The following is a 20,415-nucleotide window of genomic DNA, read 5'->3' on the forward strand; positions in this document are numbered from 1 at the left end:
ATCGGTGAATTCCGCTCACTGATCGTAGAGCGATCCGGCCTCGTTGTCCTGTGTCTCGTCCTCAAGAGTGGACGCATGCCATCCCATGACCATCTCCACGAGTCCGCCCGGAAGCCAGACGGCCAACCGTTCGGCTACAGCCCGATCGTCGAGCGTCCCCCTCTTTCCTGGCCGCGCCGCGCGAAGGTCGCTGTCTATATCGGCCTGAACATCGAGCACTTCCGGATCGACCGCCCGTCCACCAGCATCTGGCCCAACACCGCAGGCTTGGTGCCCGACCCGCTCAACTACGGCTGGCGCGACTACGGCCCTCGCGTCGGCGTCTGGCGCATTCTCGACATCCTGGACCGACACCGGATCCGGGCCAGCGCGCTGCTCAACTCCGAGGTGGTCCACCACTACCCGCAGATCATCAAAGCGGGTCTGGAACGCGACTGGGCCTGGCTGGCGCACGGGCGCACCAACTCGGTCCTGCACACCGGCATGACCTGCGACGACGAGCGGGCCGTCCTCGCCGACGTCCTCGACACGATCGCCGCGGCGACCGGCCACCGACCGCGCGGGTGGATGGGTCCGGGGCTGACCGAGACGTTCGACACGCCGGCGCTGCTGGCGGAACTCGGTGCGACCTACGTCCTGGACTGGACCAACGACGACCAGCCGTACGCGTTGAACGTGCCCGGGATGCTCAGCGTCCCGTACACGGTCGAGCTCAACGACCTGGGTCTCTTGGGACAGGGGGTCACCGGGCCGCAGTTCGTGCAGATTGTCAAGGACCAGTACGAGCAACTGCGCGCCGACGCCGCGTCCGGCGGCGGGCGGGTCATGGCCCTGGCCCTGCACCCGTTCGCGATCGGCCAGCCGTTCCGAGCGAAGTACCTGGACCAGGCGCTGGCCTATCTCACCGCGCAGCCCGACGCCTGGCTGACCACCAGCGACGACATCGCCGAGCACTACGCCCGCCTCGTCGCCTGACAGACCGGCCCTTGGCCGATCTCCGCCAACCCTGGAGTTGTGATATGCCCACGCGCCCAACCGCCGCCGCACCCCGTGCCGGGGCACGGGAGTGGCTCGGCCTGTCCGTGCTGTTGCTCCCGACGACCGTGTTGTTCCTGTCCATGACAGTGTTGTTTCTCGCCACTCCCCAAATCGCCGCCGACCTGAAGCCCAGCAGCGGGCAACTACTGTGGATCAACGATGTGTACGGCCTGGTGATGGCCGGACTGCTGGTCGCCATGGGGACCGCGGGGGACCGCATCGGTCGGCGCACGGTCCTGCTGTTCGGCGCCGCGGCGTTCGGCGCCGCCTCCGCCGTGGCCGCGTTCGCGCCGGACGCGGCCACACTCATCGCGGCACGCGCCGCGATGGGCGTCGGGGCCGCGGCGGTGATGCCCTCCACGCTGTCACTGATCAGCACCATGTTCCGCGATGGACGGCAACGCGGCACCGCGATCGGGCTGTGGGCGGCGTCGGTCTCGGTCGGCGTGGCGATCGGACCGCTGGTCGGCGGAATGTTGCTGGAGTCGTTCTGGTGGGGTTCGGCGCTCCTGGTCGGGGTGCCGACGATGGCGCTGCTGCTGATCGCCGCTCCGATCTTGGTCCCCGAGCACCGCACCGACGACGCGGGTACGCTCGACGTGCCCAGCGTGATGTTGTCGATGGCCGCGCTGCTGCCGATCGTGTACGGCATCAAGGAATTCGCCAAGCACGGGCTCACCGCCACAGCGGTCCTGACCGCCTTGGCCGGCGTGCTGCTGGCCGTGGTGTTCGTCCGTCGCCAGCTCCGCCTGGCGACGCCACTGCTGGACGTACGGCTGTTCGCCTACCGCACCTTCAGCGGAGCGCTCGCCGTCTTCCTCCTCTCCGCGATCGCCCTCGGCGGCGTCTACCTGTTGTTCACCCAGTACCTGCAACTGGTCGCCGGGCTGTCGCCGCTGGAGTCCGGCCTGTGGATCCTGCCCGCCGCGCTCGCGCTGGTCGCGGTGTCCATGGCCGCACCAAAGATCGCCCGCCGAGTCCGCCCCGCATACGTGGTGGCCTCCGGGGCCGCGCTCTCGGTTGCCGGGTACCTCGTCCTGACCCAGGTCGAAGCGGCCGGGCTACCCTTGCTGATCACCGGCTTCTACCTGCTCTATCCGGGCATCGCCCCGACCATGGCGCTGGCCACCAACCTGGTGATCGGGTCCGCCCCGCCGGACAAGGCCGGCGCGGCGTCCGCGGTCAACACCACCGCCAGCGACCTGGGTGTATCCCTCGGCATCGCCGTGCTGGGCAGCCTCGGCGCGGCCGTCTACCGATCACAGATGCCCGACGACGCCCCCGCCACATCAGCCGAAACCCTGCCCGACGCCCTGGCCGCCGCGGAAACACTGCCCCCGCAGCAGGCCACCGCGCTGGTCGACCAAGCCCGCGACGCGTTCACCCAGGGCCTCAACGCCGCCGCCGCCGGGGCCGCACTCCTCACCGCCCTCGCGGCAGTCCTCGCCATCACCCTGCTCCGCCACATACCAGCAGCCGACACCTCCGCACCCACGACCGAAGCCTCGAAACAGGAAGAACTCGCGGCAGCCTAACGAGCTTCCAGCCTGCGCCACATCGCCCAGGACGACGTGGCGCAGGCTGTGGCGCATGAGCGGAAGGTGAACTGTGCAGTTCGCTGGCGACCTCGCCGAGCCGGAACGCCCGGACCTCACGTCACACGAGATCGTCTCCGCGAACGACCGGCCCCGAAATACCAGGCCTGTTAGTGCCGGGCACAACGACGGGCCCGCGCTGGCCGGCTACTTCGCCCAAGGCGTACGACAACGTGGCCACCACGATCACCGCCCCTGCCCCGGCAGCTCCGCCCGAACGGCCATCCCACCTGCGGCGCGCCCGCGGATCCACGACGAAGACGAATGTGAAGAAGAGGCCTCAGCCATGCCACCGACGAACTCGCCAGAACCAGACGTCCACGACAGTCCCGACCACTCGGTCGCCGAACACGTCCGCCGCTACCTGGCGACCGATGGCCGTGACGGTTATCTGGAAGGCGGGATGACCAACCTCGTACTGACCACACGCGGGCGAAAGTCCGGCCGACTGATACGTACCGGACTGTTCTTCGCCGAGGACGACGGCCGCTACATCTTGGTCGCGTCCGGCGCGGCCATCACGCACACGCACCCCTCGTGGTACCTCAACATTGTCGCCGACCCGGTCGTGCGCGTGCAGATCCTCGGCGAGAAGTTCACCGCCCACGCCCGAACGGCGGAGGGCAGCGAGCGGGACGCGTTGTGGCAGTTGATGACGCGTCAGGCGCCGGTGTACCACCGCTACGAGGCGCAGACCCGGCGGATCATCCCCGTAGTAGTCCTGGAACGGGTCCAGGTGTGACTTGATCGCCGGTATCGCCGTCGCGCTGTGCCCCTGTGGCGGCGGCGATCCGGTCGGCGTAGCACCTCCGGCGCCGGCCGCGATGCCGGGGCGACAGAGTCCGTCAGGCCCGGGGCGCCGCCGCACAGCCGTTGCCGGTGGGGCAGCTGCGGCGGAGGGCCCGGACGCTTCGCCGTGACTCGCGCGAACCAGCGCAACCTGGGCTCGGTGGCAGACGTCCTGGGCCGAATCAGCCGTCGGCGAGTTGGTCGGTGGCGTGGCGCCCGGCTGCTGTGGTGCGGCGGAGGAAGCTTGCGATGAGTTCGAGTTCGGTGTCGGTGTAATCGGCGCAGAGCTGGTCCATCTCGGTGTTCATGCCCGCGTAGAGGCGGTAGAGCTCGGCGTTGCGTTCGCGGCGCGCCCGCACGATGACGGCGCGGCGGTCGGGGTTGTCGGGGTCGCGTTCGCGGACGATCCAGCCGTCACGCTGGAGCCGGTCGAGGATGCCGGTCATGGTGGCGGGGCGCAGCCCGGCCGTGTGCGCCAGTGCGGTGGGACTGAGGGGCCCGTGCCGGGTGAGCAGGTCCAGGCAGTTCCAGTCGACGTCCTTGAGGTCGACCTGCGTACCGAACCGGCGACTGAGCAACGCGAGCTGGAGGTTCAGGTCGCGCAGCGCCTCTTTGACCGCGCGGATCCGCTGGCGACGCCCACGCCTCGCCTCTTGTTCGGAACTCATATTGCACGACTTTCGTATTAGATGTTACGGTACTCGAATTATACGACATCCGCATTAGATGTGGGTGTGATCGCCCCAACCGGCACGCCGACATCAAGAAAAGGCAAGTCCCAATGAAGCTCACGATCGTCGGGCCGACCGGACGCATCGGACAGCATCTCCTCACGCAAGCCATCGCCGCCGGGCACCACGTCACAGCGGTCGCCCGGACTCCGGGCAAGCTCCACGCGGACGCGCACACCGCCCCGAACGCACGCATCGTCACCGCCGACCTGAGTAAACCCGACCTAGTGACGCTGAAGACCGCGGTCGACGGAGCCGACGCCGTGCTATCGGGTCTGGGTCCGCGCAAGAAGGCCGAACACGGCATCGTCTCCTCGGGAACCCGGGCCATCGTGGCCGCGATGAAGACGACCGATGTGCACCGCCTGATCGTCGTCAGCGGCGTCGGCGTCTCGACCGTCCCCACACCCGGCCGCCCGAACCCGCCCAAACGCGAGCCGGGCGCAGGCCCCGTCATGCAATACCTCACCACTCCGCTCGCCAAGCACGTGCTCGGCCAACACTTCGTCGACGTCGCGATGATGGAGGACTTCCTCCAGGGCTGCGGCCTGGACTGGACCGCCATGCGGGTGCCACTGATCGTCGACAAACCACAGACCGGCACCTACCGCACCGCCTACGGGCACAACCTGCGCGCCGCCTTCCGCATCGGCCAAGCCGATGCCGCCCACTTCATGCTCAAGCTCATCGACCAGCACCAGGCCGTCGGCAAGATCGTCACCATCGCCTACTGAAGCCCGCCCAGCTGGCAGCCCGGCCGGACAACGGCCCAAGCCACCACATGCAATCAGCACGCGCCCACATCGCCCACCACATGCTCGAGACCTCGACCAGCCCAACACGATCAACCAAGCCATCGGCATCGCCAACCGACATCCGCGTCACGAACTGAAGGAGCCCCCGTGTACACCGCCTATGTCATTGCCGTCGTCCTGGCCATCGCCGTGAACACCTTCTCCGCCACCTGTGACTTCATCCGCTACCCGAAGGTCCTCAGCCAGATGGCCAAGGCCAACGTCCCCGAGTCGCTGCTGCCCACCCTGGCGGCGCTCAAGGCCGCCGGCGTGGCCGGCCTCGTGGTCGGCTTCTTCGTGCCCTGGATCGGCATCGCCGCCGCCACCGGCCTCGTCCTGTTCTACTTCGGCGCGTTCATCGCCCACATCCGAGCGCGCTTTCACCAGTACAGCTTCCCAACCGCCTACCTCTTGGTAGCCGCGGCCGCGCTCGGCCTCAGCGCCGCCGTCCTCTGAAAGGCACGCCGCGGCCTCCACCGAATCATCCGAACCTGTCATTCGGGTTGCAATACCCGTTCCTCCTCCTGGCAGTCGCCACCTTGACCCTAGCCCTCACCACCACCTGAAACACCGCCTTCCGGCCCTGCCCATTCGACGCCGCAGGCGGGGTTTGCCACGCCACACCCGCAACCCACAGCGCCACGAGGTAGGCCTTTGGCGGCCGGCAACCCGACCCGCTCCATCCCGCCGGTTCCTCCGCATGGACCTGGTCGCAGGTTGACGATCAGCATCCAGCCCGCGCGGCCCGCCTCAGGCTGACGATCAGCGTCACGCGCGCGGCCTGGCTGCCTCAGGCGGAAGCGGTCTCCCACACGAAGCCGTCGGGGTCGGTGAAGGGCCCGGCATCGCTGCCGATCACGATCCGGTGTGATCCGCTGCCCTCCTGGGAGACGCCGGTGTCCTTGGCGAGCGCACGACGCGGGTAGAGCGCCAGTGTGACGGTTGATGACGGGGTGGCGAACTCGACGTACTTGCCGCCGAAGCTCTTCGCCACGGCCAGGCCGCGGTCGACGTAGAACCGCTTGCTGGCTTTGACGTCCGCCACTCCCAACAGGAGCGCGACCTGATCGATCTGCTGGGCGGCAGGGCCGGTGTCCTTCTTCTTCGAGGTCGCGATCTTGCAGACCGTCCCGTCCGGGGCGCGTACGGCTCCGCCGTAGCCCCAGAATCCCTTCGTGGCCGGCTTCAGCGTCGTGGCGGCGGCGTCGAGGGCGGTGGCGATGAAGGCGTCGACGTTGCCCGGCTGGGACACCACGAGTGACAGCGCGAACCCGCGGAAGCCGGTCGTTGTCGCATCCGAGGCGCGGACGTTCACGTACGAGTCCAAACCGAAGGCCTTGTAGAAGGCGTTCGCGGCGGTGGGGTCGGGAACTTCCAAGGTGACGGATTCGAAAGTGGTCATGGCAGATCCTTTGAACGAGGTGGGTTCGTCGGCTGGGCGGCGCGTTCAGCGGTCTTGCAGGAGACCGAGGACATTGCCATCGGGGTCGATGACGGTGGCGACAATGCGGCCGCCGCCGACTTCGTGCGCGGCTTCCTTCACGGTGGCTCCCGCGGCGGTCACCTCGGCCAGCTTCGCCTCGATGTCCGGTACGTGCCAGAAGGCCACCGGCGAGGTCATGCCCTGCGGTCCACCGCCCGGCACCAGCCCGATGTGCTGGCCCTCGACCTCGAAGCCGACGTAATAGGGCGAGTCGGTCTGCGGCGGGATGCCGAGCAGGGCCGCGTACACCGCCTTGGCCTTGGCCAGGTCGGACACGGGATGCAGAAGGGTCTTGATTCCGGGGGGAGAAGAGCCAGTCATGGTCACTCCTGTAGTCGTGAGTCGCATTGACCCGCTGAGTGCGTGTTCAAAGCTTTGCTCCCGGCGTGGGCAGTCAACATCCGTGGCGACCACGGAATCGGCCACTGATCGACGCCACGGATCGATGGGGGAGCGGATGGGATGCGGCAAACTGGGGCGGTGGTGACAGGAGTCGACATCTCGCCTCGTGAAGCCGAGGTGCTGGAACTGGTCGGGGCCCATCTCAGCAACGCCGAGATCGCGGCCCGGCTGTACATCTCGGTGCGTACCGTGGAGAGTCACGTCTCCTCGCTGCTGCGCAAGCTGGAGGTGCCTGATCGGCGGGCGCTCGCCCAGCGTGCGCCCGAGCCGGTCGGCGCCGGCCCGTCCCGTCCAGCAGCGGTTCTGCCGGCCCCGCTGACCTCGTTCATCGGCCGGGTGAACGAGCGGGCCGAGCTGACCGAGATGATCAAGGCACACCGTCAGGTGACGGCGGTCGGCCCCGGTGGAGTGGGCAAGACCCGGCTCGCGCTGGCGGTGGCCGCGGAGGCGGTCGGCGAGTACGCCGACGGCGTGTGGTTCGTCGACCTGGTCCCGGTCACCGATCCGGGCATGATCGCCACCGCGGTCGCCGGTGCGCTCGGCCTCGGTGAGCAGCCCGGCCGCGACATGACCGAGTCCGTGGTCGCCGCGCTGGCCGACCGTCAGGCGCTGCTGGTGCTGGACAACTGCGAGCAAGTGGTGGACGGGGTGGCGCTGTTTCTCGAGCGGCTGCTGGTGACATGCCCGGGGGTGAGGGTGCTGGCGACCAGCCGGGCACGGCTGATGGTGCCGTTCGAACGGGTGTATCAGGTCGCGCCGCTGTCACTTGAGTCGGACGCGGTCGCGTTGTTCATGGAGCGAGCGGCGGCGGTCGGCTGGCCGGTGGATCCTCCGCTGCGCGACCAGATCGCCTCGATCTGTGAGCGACTGGATGGGATGGCGCTGGCAATCGAGCTGGCCGCCGCCCGGTATCCCACGCTCGGGCTGGACGGCATCACCGCCGCTCTGTCCCATCCGCTGCGGATGCTGACCGGTGGCTCTCGTGCCGATGACCGGCATCGCTCGGTGCGGGGCGCGCTGGACTGGAGCCATGCCCTGCTGGAGCCGGCCGACCGGGCGTTGCTGCGCCAGGTGTCGGTGTTTGTGGCGCCGTTCACCGCCGCCGCTGCGGCGGAGGTCGCCGGGTCTGAGGAAGGCATCGTCGCCGAGGGGCTGGCACGGCTCGCCGAACAGAGCCTGCTGGTGGTGACGGTGTCCCCGAGCGGGACCAGGTACCGGGCGCTGGAGACCATCCGCCAGTACGGGACGGAGCGGCTGGCCGAGACCGGTGAGCTGGTCGACGCCCGCTCCCGCCACGTTCGCTGGTGCCTGGCCAAGGCCGACGGCCTGGCGGTGGTACGGGAGGACTGGCGCGCCCGGTTCGGCGCGGTGGCCGACGATCTGCGCGCCGCCCTGGCATGGGCGGCCGACCAGCCCGAACAGCGCACGGACGCGTACCGCCTCGCCAGGCGCCTGGCGGAGCTGACCTTCACCCGTCACCTGATCGGCGAGTCCCAGCAGCGCTATGAGCAGGCCGCCGCGTTCGCCGACAACCCCGCCGTCACCGCGTCGATGCTCCGGCAGGCCGCCGCCGTGGCCGGCTGCCGGATGCGTGGCGATGACATGCACCGCCTGCACAGCGCGGCCGCGGAAGCCGCCCGCCAGGCTGGGGACACCGCTGGCGCGGCCTGTGACTTGGCGACCATCGCCACCACCGCGTGCCGGTTCTCGAGCAAGTTCGTGCGGAAGCTGCCACCGGAGGAGACCGCCGCGCTCATCACCCAGGCGCGGGAACTGGCCGGCGATGACCTGGCGGCACAGGCCGCGGTGGCGTTGGCCGAGGCCGGGCGTGCCCTCCTCGACGCGGTCGGCGCCGCTCAGGGCCAACCCGACGACTCCGTGCCAGAGACGATCGCGCGCGCCGAACGTGCCGTCGAACTGACCCACCGTACGGGTGATCCACTCGCCGAATCCGCCGCGCTCGATGTGCTGACCGGCGCGCTGAGCTGGGCCGGTGACAGCTTCGCCGCCGCCGCCACGGCCCGACGCCGGATCACGTTGCTGGCGGCCAAACCGGAAACGCCGGCCGCCACCCACGAGCTGATCGAGGCGCTCGGTGAGGCCACCGAGGCCAGCCTCGGAACCGGCGACCTGCCTGGGGCCCGCCGGTGGGGACGACAACTCGCGGATCATCCGTTGCTGGCCGAGGTCGGGCACCGCGCCATCAGCTGGCTGCTGGTCGCCGACGCGTTGTCGGGCAACGTCAACCAGGTGCTCACCGGCAGCATCCGGTTCCTCGACGCGTGGCGGCGGGCCGGCAGCCCGGCCAGATCGGCCCTCGGCCCGGCGGTGGCCGCAGTGCTGATGATCCACAGCCTGCGCGAAGACCACGACGCCCAGCGCGAATGGGGCGCGGTCCTGGACCAGTTCGGTACCTCACCGGAGCGCACCTATGGCTACGGGGCGGTCTTCGACGCGACGCTCCTGCTCCACCATGGGCGGGCGACGGAGGCGCTGGAACGGATGGCTCCTGAGCCCGGCGAAGTCTGGAAGTGGGTCACGTGGATCTGGCTCCACTGGTACGTGGCGCTTCGCGCGGAGGCCACCGTGCTCGCCGGGAGTCCCGACGCCCGCGACCGCCTGACCGAGGCTCGAACCATCACGGCCGGAAACCCGGTCGCCGGTGCCATCGTGGAACGGGCCGAAGCGCTGCTCGACAATGACCAGGAGCGGATCCTCGCCACGACGGAGGCCTTCGACGCGGCCGGCTGCCACTACCAGTCCGCCCGCACGCTGGTGCTGGCCGGGGGCGATCACGCCGCCGCCGGCGAGGCCGCGCTCGCCGGCCTCGGCCTCGCCCCCACAGCCGCCCGGTAGCGCCGGTCAGCTCACCGCCTGCTTCACCAGTGCGGCGATCCGCGCCTCGACCTCGGCCGTCACGTCGGTCAGGGCGAATGCGCTCGCCCACATGGCGCCCTCGTCCAGCTTCGCCGGGTCATTGAACCCGAGCGTCGCGTAGCGCGCCTTGAACTTCGCCGCGCTCTGGAAGAAGCAGACCACCTTGCCGTCCAGCGCGTAGGCGGGCATCCCGTACCAGAGCTTCGGCGCGAGGACCGGGGCGCTGGCCGTGATGACGGAGTGGACGCGTTCGGCCAGGATCCGGTCCGAGTCCTGCATCTCGGCGATCTTCGCCAGCACGTCCCGCTCGGCCTCCGCCGTCTTGTCCGCGCGAGAGCCGCGGCGCGCCGCCTTCTTCTGGTCTTGGGCGTGCTCCTTCATCGCGGCCCGCTCCTCGGCCGTGAATCCCTCGTACGTGCTGGTAGCGGTGCTGGCCATGATCACTCCTTGGGTCCTGGGTCACGATCGCCGCGGTGTTCGCCGCCGGGCTGATCGCCGTGGTCACAACCTCTCCCAGCAGGAGTGCGGGCCGCCTCCGTGCTGACCACGGAAACCATCACGGATCACGAGTCCGTGCGAGCCGCGCACGCGTGCGAGCGCCGTTCACGCGTGGACGCCGTCCGCGCCGTCCGAGCGCCGTTCACGCACGGCCGCCGTCCGAGCGCCGTTCACGCACGGCCGCCGTCCGAGCGCCGTTCATGCCTGGACGCCGTGCAAGCGCCGTTCACGCATGGACGCCGCGCGGGAGTTCCTTGCCTGCGCGGCGGCTTGTCGGCGGCCTCGAACAGCCCGCTTGGGGCCGCCTGGCACGGCATGGTTGATCAGCAGCTGGCCGCGCCCTACGGTGACCAACCCAAACGGAACCGCCGTTCGGCTCTACTTCAACCGCCGACCCCGCACCGCCCGTGACGGCGAGATCCCCGAGGGATGACCACGATGGGGCCTCTGGATCCAGGCAAGGACCATGCTGTCGTCGCCGTCCGCAGCATCCTCGACGTCACCAAACAAAGCGAGTTCGACAACGTCCTGGCCACCGCCCGGCAGGACTCCAAAGATCTGATCGTCGACATGACCGAATTGACGTTCATGGACACCCGATGCATGGCTGTGCTCATCCGGCATTGGAAGCGCCTGACGAACAGCAGCCAACGCCTCGTCTTGGTCCGCGCAACCTACAAGACCGTACGGGCGCTATGGGTCACTGGCCTGGACGGGCACATCCCGCACGCCGACACCCTCGACCAAGCCCTGCTCACCCTCGCCGCCAAAGACAACAGGACCCCTTAACGGGGCCGTCGTGTCATGGCGTTTCGGTGGGCGGGGTGGTGGGTTCCGAACGAGCGTGGGGCTCTTGCTCAGGCGCCGTCCAGTTGGCGAGGAGCTGGAGGGCCTCGGCAGTTGGGGAGCCCGGCTCGACGTTGTAAACGCACAGAGTCTGGTCGGTGTCGCCGGGAGGCTGCAGTGCCTCGTACGAGAAGTGCAGGTCGCCGACGAGGGGATGGTGGTAGTGCTTGGCGCCGTGGGTGCGGCGCAACACGCGATGGTCGTTCCACCAGGTCGTGAACTCGGGGGAGCGCACGGTGAGCTCGCCGATGAGATCGGAGAGCCGGCGGTCGTTGGGGTAGCGGCCGGCCTCAAGGCGGACCATGGCCACGGTCTCGGCGGCGATGCGCTCCCAGTCACCAACCCGTTCGCGGGCCTCGGGATCGAGCAGGTAGTAGCGGGCCAGGTTCCGGTGGGGCGCGGGGAGCGCCTCGAAGTCGGTCAGCACCTCGCGGGCGAGGCGGTTGGAGGCCAGGACGTCCGTGCGGCGGCCGAGGATGAACGCGGGCACGTGCTCGAGGGTCTGCAACATCAGATACAGACCCGGCCGGACCCGTTGGGGGCTGATCGGGGCACGCCGGACGGGACGTGCCAGCAGATCGGTGAGGTGCTCGCGTTCGCCGAGGTCGAGCTGGAGCGCGCGTACGAGACCCTCGGTGACCTCGGGAGAGGGGTTGCCGGCGCGACCCTGTTCCAGGCGGGTGTAGTACTCGGTGCTGACTCCGGCCAGTCTGGCGACCTCGTCGCGACGCAGGCCGGGCACGCGACGGGGGCGGCCGTCAGCGGGCAACCCCGCCTGGTCCGGGGTGAGCCGGGCACGGCGGGTGCGCAGAAAATCGGCGAGCTCGCGAGTGCGGTCCATGTGTTCCAGTGTGCATACCCACGCGTGCTGCGCCTCTTGCGGGGGTGGTACTGCCGGTACCTGCCTTGCGGTTACCTGCCCGGTCAGGGCACTTTCCGGTGCCTCGCAGGGGGTGTGACGGCTGGTTTCGTAGTGAACGGAACGCGGCGATCTGCCGCGGGATTTACTTCACCCGGAAGGTGTGCACTATGACCACGCAGACCCTTGCTCGTCCCCTCGCCGACCGCGTGGCGGTCGTCACTGGCGCCTCCAGCGGAATCGGCGAGGCTTCGGCCGAGCATCTGGCCGAGCTGGGTGCCCGTGTCGTCGTTCTGGCGCGGCGTGCGGAACGGCTGGACGATCTGGTCGCCCGGATCGAGAAGAACGGAGGCCACGCCCTGGCGCTGGCGGTCGATGTGACCGATGTGGCCGCGGTACGGGCGGCCGCCGAACGTGTGGCGAACGAGCTGGGCGGCGCTGATCTGCTCTTCAACAACGCGGGCGTCATGCTGCCCGCCCCGGTCGAGGAGCTGGCCACCGACCAGTGGCAGCGCCAGATCGACCTCAACATCACCGGTTTGATGAACATCATCGGCGCTTTCACGCCTCAGCTGGTGGCCGCAGGGGAGCGGGGGGTGGCCGACCTGATCAACACGTCGTCGATCGCAGCGCAGAACATCTTCCCGACCTTCGCCGTCTACTCCGCCACCAAGGCCTACGTCACCCACCTCTCCCGCCACCTGCGGACTGAGCTCGGTGCGAAGAACGTACGCGTCTCGGCGATCGAACCGGGCATCGTCGGCACCGAGCTGCAGAACCACGTCACCGATGAGGGCGCGCAGGCATGGCTTGAGGGCTCTCGGCAGACGATGGAATGGCTCACCCCCGAGGATGTCGCTCAGACCGTCGGTTTCGTCGCGTCCCTCCCGCCGCGGGTGAACCTCCAGCAGGTCACCATCATGCCCACCGGCCAACCCAGCTGAGCCCACGCCGTCGCCGCACGCCGCTGGAGGTCCCCCGAGACTCGGGGGACCTCCGACCGTTCGTGGCGCTTATGATTCGCGGCGCTTATGAGGCGCCCCTCCTGCGGCGGCAAGGAGGATGGCGCCCAGTTGTACCGCTACCAGCTTGCGGATCTCGGTCGCCGGGCTCGGGGAGTCGGCTTCGGCTTCCTGCACCCAGCGGTCGAGACGTTCGGCGAGCAGGCGGCGCTGCGTATGGATGGCTGGAGTGGGATTGCCCGCGGCGATCTCGGCGTCGAGCATGCGCAGGAACGTTCCGAGCAGGCGGAGCCGGAACAGGTGCACTGACTGGCGGTGGTCGAACCGTTCGGCGACCGTGGCGGGGCGGTCGAGGCGGTCGGGGCCGGACAGCGATTCGCTGTGCTCGTCGGCATGCTCGGTAAGCGTGCGGAAGGTCCGCAGGGTCGCCTCAGTCGAGCGGCGGAACGGCGATCGTACGGTCAGGTCGTCCGCGACGGCGCTCAACGCGGTCTCGAGTGTGTCGATCAGCTCTCGCCGGGCCGCCATCGCGGCGGCGACGATCTCCTGGTAGCCGGTGCCGGTCTCGGTCTTGTCGGACACCCGTTCGTCGGCCCACATCGGGACCTCGGTCACCAGGTGCAGGGCGCCGAACCGGGCGGCGTAGTCGGCGCTGCTGGCGCCTGCTCCGAAGGCCGCGCCAACCCTTGCACCGCTAGGCGTGGCGTAGACGGCGGGGACGATCGGCTGCGAGCCGGGCAGTTCCGGCTCACCATAATGCAGCGGCAGGCCCTCCAAGCCGGGCAGCTCAGCCAGCCGATGGGCGAGCGTTGCGTCATCACGGTTGAGATAGAAGAACGCACCCTGATGCTCCCCGTTGTGCAGCGAGCAGACGAACGACGGCTCCACTTCGTCCATCAACCGCATCAGCGCCGCCGTCTCCGGCAGAGTCCGGTCGAAGCGGTAGTCGCCGGCTGTCAGCGGGAAGGTCCATTCGACCTGGTCGGCGAGGTCCGGGCGGTAGAAGTGCTCGGCATAGGCGCGGCGGTCACCGGGCCTGCCGTACCAACCCTCGTTGAGCCGGGCGCCGTCCGGGTCGGCGCACGCGAGGAAATGCCAGCGATACCCCAGCCTCGTGCGCAGTGCGGCGTCCTGGCACAGCAAGGTGATCAGGGTGGTGACGGTATGGAAGCCGACCGGTTCGTTGGGATGCGGGCCGCCGATGACCACCGCGTCCGCCGGGCCGTCCCCGACGGTCAGCACGCGCAGAGGCTCGGCCAGCCGCGAGGCACCGATGTGCCGGACCTTCACCAGGTCAGGGTGGGCGGCAGCCGCCGCGTCGAGCTCGGCATACAAGGCGTCCACGGACGGGAAGGCCGCGTAGCCGGGCACCCGGCTCATGTACTCCGCTACGTTCATAACACGGTTACTGTAATAATGAGATTATGAGAATGACAAGGGCGGAGGCCAAGGAACGTAACCGCCGCGCCCTGCTGGAGGCCGCACGGCGGATCGTCGCCCGCGACGGCCACCGCGCCCGGCTGGACGAGATCGCCGAGCAGGCCGGCCTGACCACCGGTGCCGTCTACTCGCTGTTCGGCAGCAAGAACGGCCTGCTGATCGCGTTGGTCATCGACTACCTCGGCCCGCACTACGAAGGGATCGAGCAGGCCGTCCCTGCTGAACTGGACCTGCTGGAGGCCATTGACGCCTTCGCCCGCTACTACCAGCGCACCTGCAAAGACCCCGAGGCGCTGCGGCATCTGGCGTTCGAGATCAGTTTGCAGGACATGGCCCTGCGTGACCCCGACCTGCAGGCCAAGCTGGCCGCGTCCATCCGGGCACACCAGCAACGGCTGGCTGAGCTGTTCACCGGCAGATCACATCACGAGGCCGTCGTGACGGCGCGGCAGGCGGAGCGCGTGGCGACCGCGCTGCGGGCACTCATGGTCGGCCTCAGCCAGGGGGTCATTCTCGGCTTGGCCGAGCAGGCATCAGAGCAGTACTTCGCCGAAACCGCCCGCGCCCTGGCCACACCCGAGGTGCTCGGACCGCCCTGACCTGACCCATCCCCACCGAAACTGACAGGTCTCGGCAGGAGAAGCACCGCAGCCGACGGGTGTCGGCAGGAGCACCGCAGGGGACAGGTGTCGGCTGGAGCAGCCACGGCAAGACGGGCGCCGGAACGGTCTCCGGCGCCCGTCTGTGTCAGCAGTGCCTTTGGTCAGCGGTGCCCGTCTTCGGTCACCGGCGCCCGCCTTTGATTTCGGCGTCCGTCCGTGGTCAGCGGCCGTAACGGAAGACGATGCTTCCCTGGGGAGGACGCCAATTGAAGCCGGCGGCCAACGCCGAATCGGTCTTGGGAACGGCGACGAGATCCGTCCACTGGAAGCCCGTCGCGACAGGGGTGAGGTTGCGCCGGGTCAGCTTTCCGCCCGTGTGGCGCAAAGCGTCAATCGACAGGGTCGTGTAGGCGTAGGGATCCTGCCCATCAGGTGTGGCGGTGATGGACTGCTGGTAGGACGCGGCCCAGATACCGCCCTTGCCGTCGCCCGAAAGTGTGTTGACGACGTCCTTGGGCAGCCGGTTCTGGTGCCACTTGCCCTTCGTGCGCCGAAGCAGGACCGTGCCCGGCTGGGACCAGTCGCCCTGCTGGAATCCGACGGCGATCCACACGTTCCCGGCGACGACCTGGACGGCGTTGATCCGCGGCCGCACCGGCCCGTACGCGGGGTTGGGCGCGACGGGCACGGTGATCTTGGGCAGTGCCACGGTGCGCCAGGCCTTGCCGTTCCAGTGCAGGACCGAGGAACGTCCGAGACCCCAGATGTCGTTCGGTGTCCGGACGCTGATCTCGCGCAACCCGCCGGGCGCCGGGAGACCGCCCCACCGGCCGTTGCGGAAGTGCTTGAAGAAGGCCTTTCCCGTCCGGCTGTCACGCCCGACGATCCAGGCGTGCCCGGCACCGAGCACGTCGAGGTCGGTGACCGTCGTCCGGCCGGTGGCCATGAGCTGCCAGCGCTTGCCGTTCCAGCGCGACACCACCGATCGCGTGCTGGACCCGATGTCACCCGGTCCCTTCGCCACGGCGGTGCCCGCGGTCCACACGTTGGACGGCCCGGACGCTTCGATCAGGGAGAGCTCGCGCAGCGGGAATCCCTTGGGCCCGGCCGGGTTCTTGGCCACGGCCCACCGGCTGCCGTTCCAATGCCTGATCTGGGGGGCGGTGAAGTAGGACCCGTTCCTGGGGTCGAACTCCTTGGTCGTGCGTGCCCCCGCCGACCAGGCGTTCTTCGTGCCGGTGCTCGCCAGGTCATTGACAGAGACCTCGGCCTCGCCTCGGAAACCGACCCGCCACTTGGCCGGGGCGGCGGCGGCAGGGGGAACCGCCACGAGGCCCGAGCCCGCCGCGACAGCGGCTGCAACAAGAATGCGATTGATCTTCACATGAACGAGACGGACGTCATTCGACCACGGTTGGCCCTCCGAAGATGAACATCTCATGGCGCGGAGGCGACGCCGATTCCCGAACGGCGTCCTGCGGCCGGCCGTCCTCGATCGCCTCATAGAGGGTAGTTCGTGGCGCGAATTATAAGGGCTTCCGGTGTTACCCTGGGCGAGTGGGTAAGCCTGAAGATGGCCAAATCGGGATTGTGTCCGCACTGGTGCGGTCCTCGTTCTTGGTGAACGCCGTGTACGCCGAGTCGGGGCGGGAGTACGGAGTGACCCCTCAGCAGGGGCAGTTGCTGTGTGTACTGATGGCCCGGCCGCATGGCATGAGCGAACTGGGAACGATGCTGAAGTTGGCCAAGTCGAGCCTCACAGGCCTGGTGGATCGCACCGAGCGCAACGGCCTCGTCCAGCGTGAACCAGATCCCCAGGACACCCGTGCGGTGCGGGTCGCGCTCACTGCGCAGGGCGAACGGACGGCAGAGGAATTCTACACAGAGACCTGCAGGCGGATCGAGGAGTTGCCGGCGTGCCTCAGCCCAGCCGAACGCGACACGCTCTCCGACCTGCTCAGCCGCATCGTGCTCGACAACGAGGTCCCGGTGGTCTTCCAGGAACCGGATGAAGGAGTTGCCGCCCACAGGCACTGAGGCGCCGCACTCTCCCCGAGGGTTGCAGTTCGTGCCACGAACTAATACAGTTCGTAGCACGAACTGCAACCTTCAACTCGTGGGAGCGTTAAAATCATGAACCGCACAGTCGCGATCGTCGGTGGAGGTTACGGGGGCGCTGCCGTCGCCAAGGCCCTGGAGCCCGAGGCCGACGTCATCCTCATTGACCCCCGGGACGCGTTCGTCAACGCGGCCGCATCGTTGCGGGCCCTGACCCAGCCCGACTGGGCGAGCAACATGTTCTATCCCTTCGAAACGCTGCTTTCGCAGGGCAAGGTGATCCGCGACCGCGCCGCCTCCGTTAACCCCAGTGGCGTCACCCTTGCCTCGGGCGAGCATGTCGCAGCGGACTACGTGGTCCTGGCCACCGGCTCCAGCTATGCCTATCCGGCCAAGCCCACGTCCGATTCGATCGACGAGGCGCTGGACGACCTCCGCCAGACGCACAAGGAACTGCGCCAGGCCGACAAGGTGCTGATCCTCGGCGCCGGCCCAGTCGGCCTGGAACTGGCCGGGGAGATCAAGGAGGTCTGGCCGGACAAGCACGTGACCATCGCCGACCCGGCCGAGCAGCTGCTCCCCGGCTTCAAGCCGGAAGTGGTCGAGGACCTGCGCGGCCAGCTCGACGCCGTCGGTGTCGAGGTGCGCCTTGGCACCGGTCTGGTGGCGCCGCCGAGCACCAAGGCAGGCCTGGTCGACGCCTTCACCGTCACCACCACCGACGGTGACGAGATCTCCGCCGACATCTGGTTCCGCGCCTACGGGGTGAGTACCAACAGCGACTACCTCGGCGACGGCAAGCTCACGACCCGTACGCCGGAGGGACGGGTGCCCGTGACCGAGTTCCTCAACGTCAAGGGGCACGATCACGTCTACGCGGTCGGCGACATCACCGATGTCGCGGAGACCAAGATGGCCGCCTTCGCGATGCAGCACGCGGAGGTGGTCGTCAAGAACATCACCGCTCAGCTGAACGGTGAGCGGCCCACTGCCACCTACCAGCCGCTGCCCTTCCCCATGATCCTGCTTCCGCTCGGTTCGAACGGCGGTGTCGGACAGCTGCCCTCTCCCGATGGCCCCTTCGTCCCCCCGGCCGCGACGGTCGCCGAGTACAAGGGCACGGATCTGTTCACCGGCCGCTTCGTCGAGCAATTCGGCCCCACCGCCTGAGCCCGTGGACTACACCCGCCTCGGCCGCAGCGGCCTCTCGGTGTCCCGGCTCGTACTAGGCACCATGAACTTCGGGCCGGAGACATCCGAACACGACAGTCACGCGATCATGGACCGCGCGCACGAGCACGGCATCAACTTCTTCGACACGGCCAATGTGTACGGCGTGACGCCGGGGGACGGCGTCACCGAAGAGATCATCGGCCGGTGGTTCGCCACGGGCGGCGACCGGCGTGAGAAGACCGTGCTGGCCACCAAGGCCTACCTCCCGACGGGCAATGGGCCCAACGAACGATTCATGTCCGCGCTGAACATCCGGCGTGCGGCAGAGGCGTCGCTCAAGCGGCTGCAGACCGACCACATCGACCTGTACCAAATGCACCACATCGACCGGAACACTCCGTGGGAGGAGATCTGGGAGGCGTTCAACGTCCTCCGCCAGCAGGGAAAAGTCCTCTACTTCGGCTCGTCCAACTTCGCCGGCTGGCACATCGCGCAGGCGCAGGAGGCCGCTCGTTCCCGGCACTTCCTCGGCCTGGTCTCCGAGCAGTCGATCTACAACCTGATGACACGCTGGGTCGAGCTGGAGGTGCTGCCCGCGGCACGGGCATACGGGCTCGGCGTGATCCCGTGGTCGCCGCTGAACGGCGGAGTTCTCGGCGGCGTCCTGCGCAAGCACAAGGAGGGCGGCGCCGCCCGCGGCAGCTCAGGACGTTCGGCCGCCACGCTCGCGAAGCACCGGGAGAGCATCGAGGCGTACGAGAAGTTGTGCGCCGATCTCGGCGAGGACCCGGCCCATGTCGGACTGGCGTGGCTGCTCGCGCAGGACGGCGTGACCGGGCCGATCATCGGCCCGCGGACGGCTGAGCAGCTCGACGGCTCGCTGCGCGCGCTGGAGATCACGCTGGACGACGACACATTGGCGAAGCTGGACGAGCTCTTCCCGCCGCCCGCGCCGAACGGGGCCAAGCCTGCCCCCGAGGCGTACGCCTGGTGATCACAACCTGACCCATCGAATGAAAAGGCAGAGCAATGTCTGTAAACGACGTCGTCTTCGGTTTCGGGGCGCACAGCGTTGTCAACGACGGGCCGGAACTGCTGCACATGGTGCAACAGGTCGACCGTGACGGGCTCGACCACTTCTCACTGTCGGACCACCCGTACATCGGCGAGCGCCTGGACGCCTACGCCTCCCTCGGGTTCCTCCTAGGACGTACGCAGCACATCGCTGGCTTCGTCAACGTCACCAACCTGCCGACCCGGCCTGCCCCCATGCTGGCGCGGACGGTGACGACGCTGTCGGCGCTCTCCGGTGGCCGCGTCGTGCTCGGCATGGGTGCGGGCGGGCTGTGGGATCGGATCTCCGACATGGGAGTGCCGCGACTCTCACCGGCCGATGCCGTGGACGCCTTCGAGGAGGCGATCGTCCTGGTCAAGAAGTTGTCGGGTGGCGGCCCGCCGGTCACCTACCAGGGCCGCCACTACCAGGTGAACGAGATCGAGCCGGCTCCGGTGGCCGCACCCCCGGTGTGGACGGGATCGGTCGGCCCGAAGTCCCTGGCCGTCACCGGCCGGGTGGCCGACGGCTGGATCCCGGGCCACGCGGCGGACTGGCTTAGCGAGCGCTACCGAACGTCGCGGCCGGTCATCGACGAGGCGGCAGCGACCGCAGGCCGCGATCCGCGCGACATTCGCACGATCTTCAACTTCCCCGGACGCATCACCGACCAGCCGCTGACCGCCACGCGCAACCGTGACGGGCGCTGGGTCGGCGGTTCCGTCGCCCAGTGGGTCGAGGAACTGACCGGCGCAGTGCTGGAGCACGGCGCGTCGGGTTTCACGCTCTTCTCACCCTCCGGCGGAACCCAAGACATCGGCACCCTCAGCCGCTGGTCAAGCGAGATCGTCCCGTCCATACGCGAAGCACTAGCGAAGGAGAACGCCTAGCGGTTCGCCGTCCGCCGAGATGACCAGTACGGACAGGAACACAGTCCTCCCGCCGACCGTGGTGCTCTCGGTGTGGCCGCCACGGCGGCCCACATCCGCGCGCCGGGGGCAGCCGCCGCTAATGGGGCTGCACCCGGCCGTGACGGCTACGGACCGTTCAGTGTCCGCGACGACGAGCCGGATACGGGGCCGACGAGCATCGGAACTGTGATTCTTGATCCAGGTGATCCGGCTGGGTTGGGTTGCTGCCAGGCTGTCGCCGGTACTCGGGCATGACCCGCATCGGAACTGGCGCCTACGGGCTGCCTTGTTTTCGAGATGTCT

General features: G+C 68.7%; 20 protein-coding genes. 13 read left to right on the top strand and 7 right to left on the bottom strand.

Translation table 11 applies throughout. From position 1 onward, the window contains the following. Positions 1 to 75 precede the first annotated feature (75 nt). The 3 genes from ACH34W_RS54025 to ACH34W_RS54035 all read left to right on the top strand — a co-directional run bounded on the left by ACH34W_RS54025 (position 76) and on the right by ACH34W_RS54035 (position 3,375). Positions 76 to 975 carry a polysaccharide deacetylase family protein gene (locus tag ACH34W_RS54025; RefSeq protein ID WP_395969102.1) on the top strand — a complete coding sequence of 300 codons (900 nt, stop codon included), beginning with the start codon at positions 76 to 78 and terminating at the stop codon, positions 973 to 975. Positions 976 to 1,019: 44 nt separating this feature from the next. Then, positions 1,020 to 2,573, top strand: a complete 1,554-nt coding sequence (locus ACH34W_RS54030) for an MFS transporter (protein ID WP_395969103.1) — start codon at positions 1,020 to 1,022, stop codon at positions 2,571 to 2,573. Between the two features lie 73 nt (positions 2,574 to 2,646). Continuing rightward, a complete protein-coding gene (locus ACH34W_RS54035; RefSeq protein ID WP_395969104.1) occupies positions 2,647 to 3,375 on the top strand; it encodes a nitroreductase family deazaflavin-dependent oxidoreductase in 729 nt (242 codons plus the stop codon). A gap of 229 nt (positions 3,376 to 3,604) precedes the next feature. Here ACH34W_RS54035 and ACH34W_RS54040 read toward each other — a convergent pair whose 3' ends face one another. Further along, positions 3,605 to 4,090 carry a MarR family winged helix-turn-helix transcriptional regulator gene (locus ACH34W_RS54040; protein WP_395969105.1) on the bottom strand — a complete coding sequence of 162 codons (486 nt, stop codon included), beginning with the start codon at positions 4,088 to 4,090 and terminating at the stop codon, positions 3,605 to 3,607. Between the two features lie 113 nt (positions 4,091 to 4,203). Here ACH34W_RS54040 and ACH34W_RS54045 point away from each other — a divergent pair, with 113 nt between their 5' ends. Further along, positions 4,204 to 4,887 carry an NAD(P)-dependent oxidoreductase gene (locus tag ACH34W_RS54045; RefSeq protein ID WP_395969106.1) on the top strand — a complete coding sequence of 228 codons (684 nt, stop codon included), beginning with the start codon at positions 4,204 to 4,206 and terminating at the stop codon, positions 4,885 to 4,887. Between the two features lie 168 nt (positions 4,888 to 5,055). Continuing rightward, positions 5,056 to 5,403, top strand: coding sequence for a DoxX family protein (locus ACH34W_RS54050; protein ID WP_395969107.1), 348 nt, complete (start codon positions 5,056 to 5,058; stop codon positions 5,401 to 5,403). 334 nt (positions 5,404 to 5,737) lie between these two features. Here ACH34W_RS54050 and ACH34W_RS54055 read toward each other — a convergent pair whose 3' ends face one another. Continuing rightward, the gene (locus ACH34W_RS54055; protein WP_395969108.1) at positions 5,738 to 6,349 is read right to left on the bottom strand and encodes a glyoxalase; all 612 of its coding nucleotides are present in this window, start codon (positions 6,347 to 6,349) and stop codon (positions 5,738 to 5,740) included. A 45-nt stretch (positions 6,350 to 6,394) separates the two neighbouring features. After that, positions 6,395 to 6,751, bottom strand: a complete 357-nt coding sequence (locus ACH34W_RS54060; protein WP_395969109.1) for a VOC family protein — start codon at positions 6,749 to 6,751, stop codon at positions 6,395 to 6,397. Positions 6,752 to 6,910: 159 nt separating this feature from the next. Between ACH34W_RS54060 and ACH34W_RS54065 the strand changes: the two genes are divergently transcribed. After that, entirely contained in the window at positions 6,911 to 9,688 is a 2,778-nt protein-coding gene (locus ACH34W_RS54065; RefSeq protein ID WP_395969110.1) for an ATP-binding protein, read from the top strand. A 6-nt stretch (positions 9,689 to 9,694) separates the two neighbouring features. On the opposite strand, the gene ACH34W_RS54070 is transcribed toward ACH34W_RS54065, so the two are convergent. Next, positions 9,695 to 10,147: an iron chaperone gene (locus tag ACH34W_RS54070; RefSeq protein ID WP_395969111.1), complete on the bottom strand. Its 453-nt coding sequence runs from the start codon at positions 10,145 to 10,147 to the stop codon at positions 9,695 to 9,697. Positions 10,148 to 10,645: 498 nt separating this feature from the next. Here ACH34W_RS54070 and ACH34W_RS54075 point away from each other — a divergent pair, with 498 nt between their 5' ends. Continuing rightward, the gene (locus ACH34W_RS54075; protein ID WP_395969112.1) at positions 10,646 to 10,996 is read left to right on the top strand and encodes an STAS domain-containing protein; all 351 of its coding nucleotides are present in this window, start codon (positions 10,646 to 10,648) and stop codon (positions 10,994 to 10,996) included. Positions 10,997 to 11,009: 13 nt separating this feature from the next. Here ACH34W_RS54075 and ACH34W_RS54080 read toward each other — a convergent pair whose 3' ends face one another. Next, on the bottom strand, positions 11,010 to 11,894 hold the full coding sequence (locus ACH34W_RS54080) for a helix-turn-helix transcriptional regulator (RefSeq protein WP_395969113.1): 885 nt from the start codon (positions 11,892 to 11,894) through the stop codon (positions 11,010 to 11,012). 188 nt (positions 11,895 to 12,082) lie between these two features. Between ACH34W_RS54080 and ACH34W_RS54085 the strand changes: the two genes are divergently transcribed. Continuing rightward, positions 12,083 to 12,856, top strand: a complete 774-nt coding sequence (locus tag ACH34W_RS54085; RefSeq protein WP_395969114.1) for an SDR family oxidoreductase — start codon at positions 12,083 to 12,085, stop codon at positions 12,854 to 12,856. A gap of 69 nt (positions 12,857 to 12,925) precedes the next feature. On the opposite strand, the gene ACH34W_RS54090 is transcribed toward ACH34W_RS54085, so the two are convergent. Next, a complete protein-coding gene (locus tag ACH34W_RS54090; protein ID WP_395969115.1) occupies positions 12,926 to 14,272 on the bottom strand; it encodes a M14 family zinc carboxypeptidase in 1,347 nt (448 codons plus the stop codon). A 32-nt stretch (positions 14,273 to 14,304) separates the two neighbouring features. Between ACH34W_RS54090 and ACH34W_RS54095 the strand changes: the two genes are divergently transcribed. Continuing rightward, positions 14,305 to 14,913: a TetR/AcrR family transcriptional regulator gene (locus ACH34W_RS54095; protein WP_395969116.1), complete on the top strand. Its 609-nt coding sequence runs from the start codon at positions 14,305 to 14,307 to the stop codon at positions 14,911 to 14,913. A 223-nt stretch (positions 14,914 to 15,136) separates the two neighbouring features. Here the strand turns inward: ACH34W_RS54095 and ACH34W_RS54100 are convergent, their stop codons facing one another. Then, positions 15,137 to 16,246 (bottom strand): hypothetical protein, encoded by a 1,110-nt coding sequence (locus tag ACH34W_RS54100; RefSeq protein WP_395969117.1) that lies wholly within the window; start codon positions 16,244 to 16,246, stop codon positions 15,137 to 15,139. A 260-nt stretch (positions 16,247 to 16,506) separates the two neighbouring features. Here ACH34W_RS54100 and ACH34W_RS54105 point away from each other — a divergent pair, with 260 nt between their 5' ends. From ACH34W_RS54105 to ACH34W_RS54120, 4 genes are all read left to right on the top strand, one after another. Then, the gene (locus ACH34W_RS54105) at positions 16,507 to 16,953 is read left to right on the top strand and encodes a MarR family winged helix-turn-helix transcriptional regulator (protein ID WP_395969118.1); all 447 of its coding nucleotides are present in this window, start codon (positions 16,507 to 16,509) and stop codon (positions 16,951 to 16,953) included. Between the two features lie 96 nt (positions 16,954 to 17,049). After that, entirely contained in the window at positions 17,050 to 18,144 is a 1,095-nt protein-coding gene (locus ACH34W_RS54110) for an NAD(P)/FAD-dependent oxidoreductase (protein WP_395969119.1), read from the top strand. A 4-nt stretch (positions 18,145 to 18,148) separates the two neighbouring features. After that, positions 18,149 to 19,141, top strand: a complete 993-nt coding sequence (locus tag ACH34W_RS54115) for an aldo/keto reductase (protein WP_395969120.1) — start codon at positions 18,149 to 18,151, stop codon at positions 19,139 to 19,141. A 35-nt stretch (positions 19,142 to 19,176) separates the two neighbouring features. After that, the gene (locus ACH34W_RS54120) at positions 19,177 to 20,091 is read left to right on the top strand and encodes an LLM class flavin-dependent oxidoreductase (RefSeq protein WP_395969121.1); all 915 of its coding nucleotides are present in this window, start codon (positions 19,177 to 19,179) and stop codon (positions 20,089 to 20,091) included. The last annotated feature ends 324 nt before the right edge of the window (positions 20,092 to 20,415 follow it).

Origin of the sequence: Actinomadura sp. 6N118 (genome assembly GCF_044326415.1) — a bacterium.
In the GTDB taxonomy this organism is placed as follows: domain Bacteria; phylum Actinomycetota; class Actinomycetes; order Streptosporangiales; family Streptosporangiaceae; genus Spirillospora.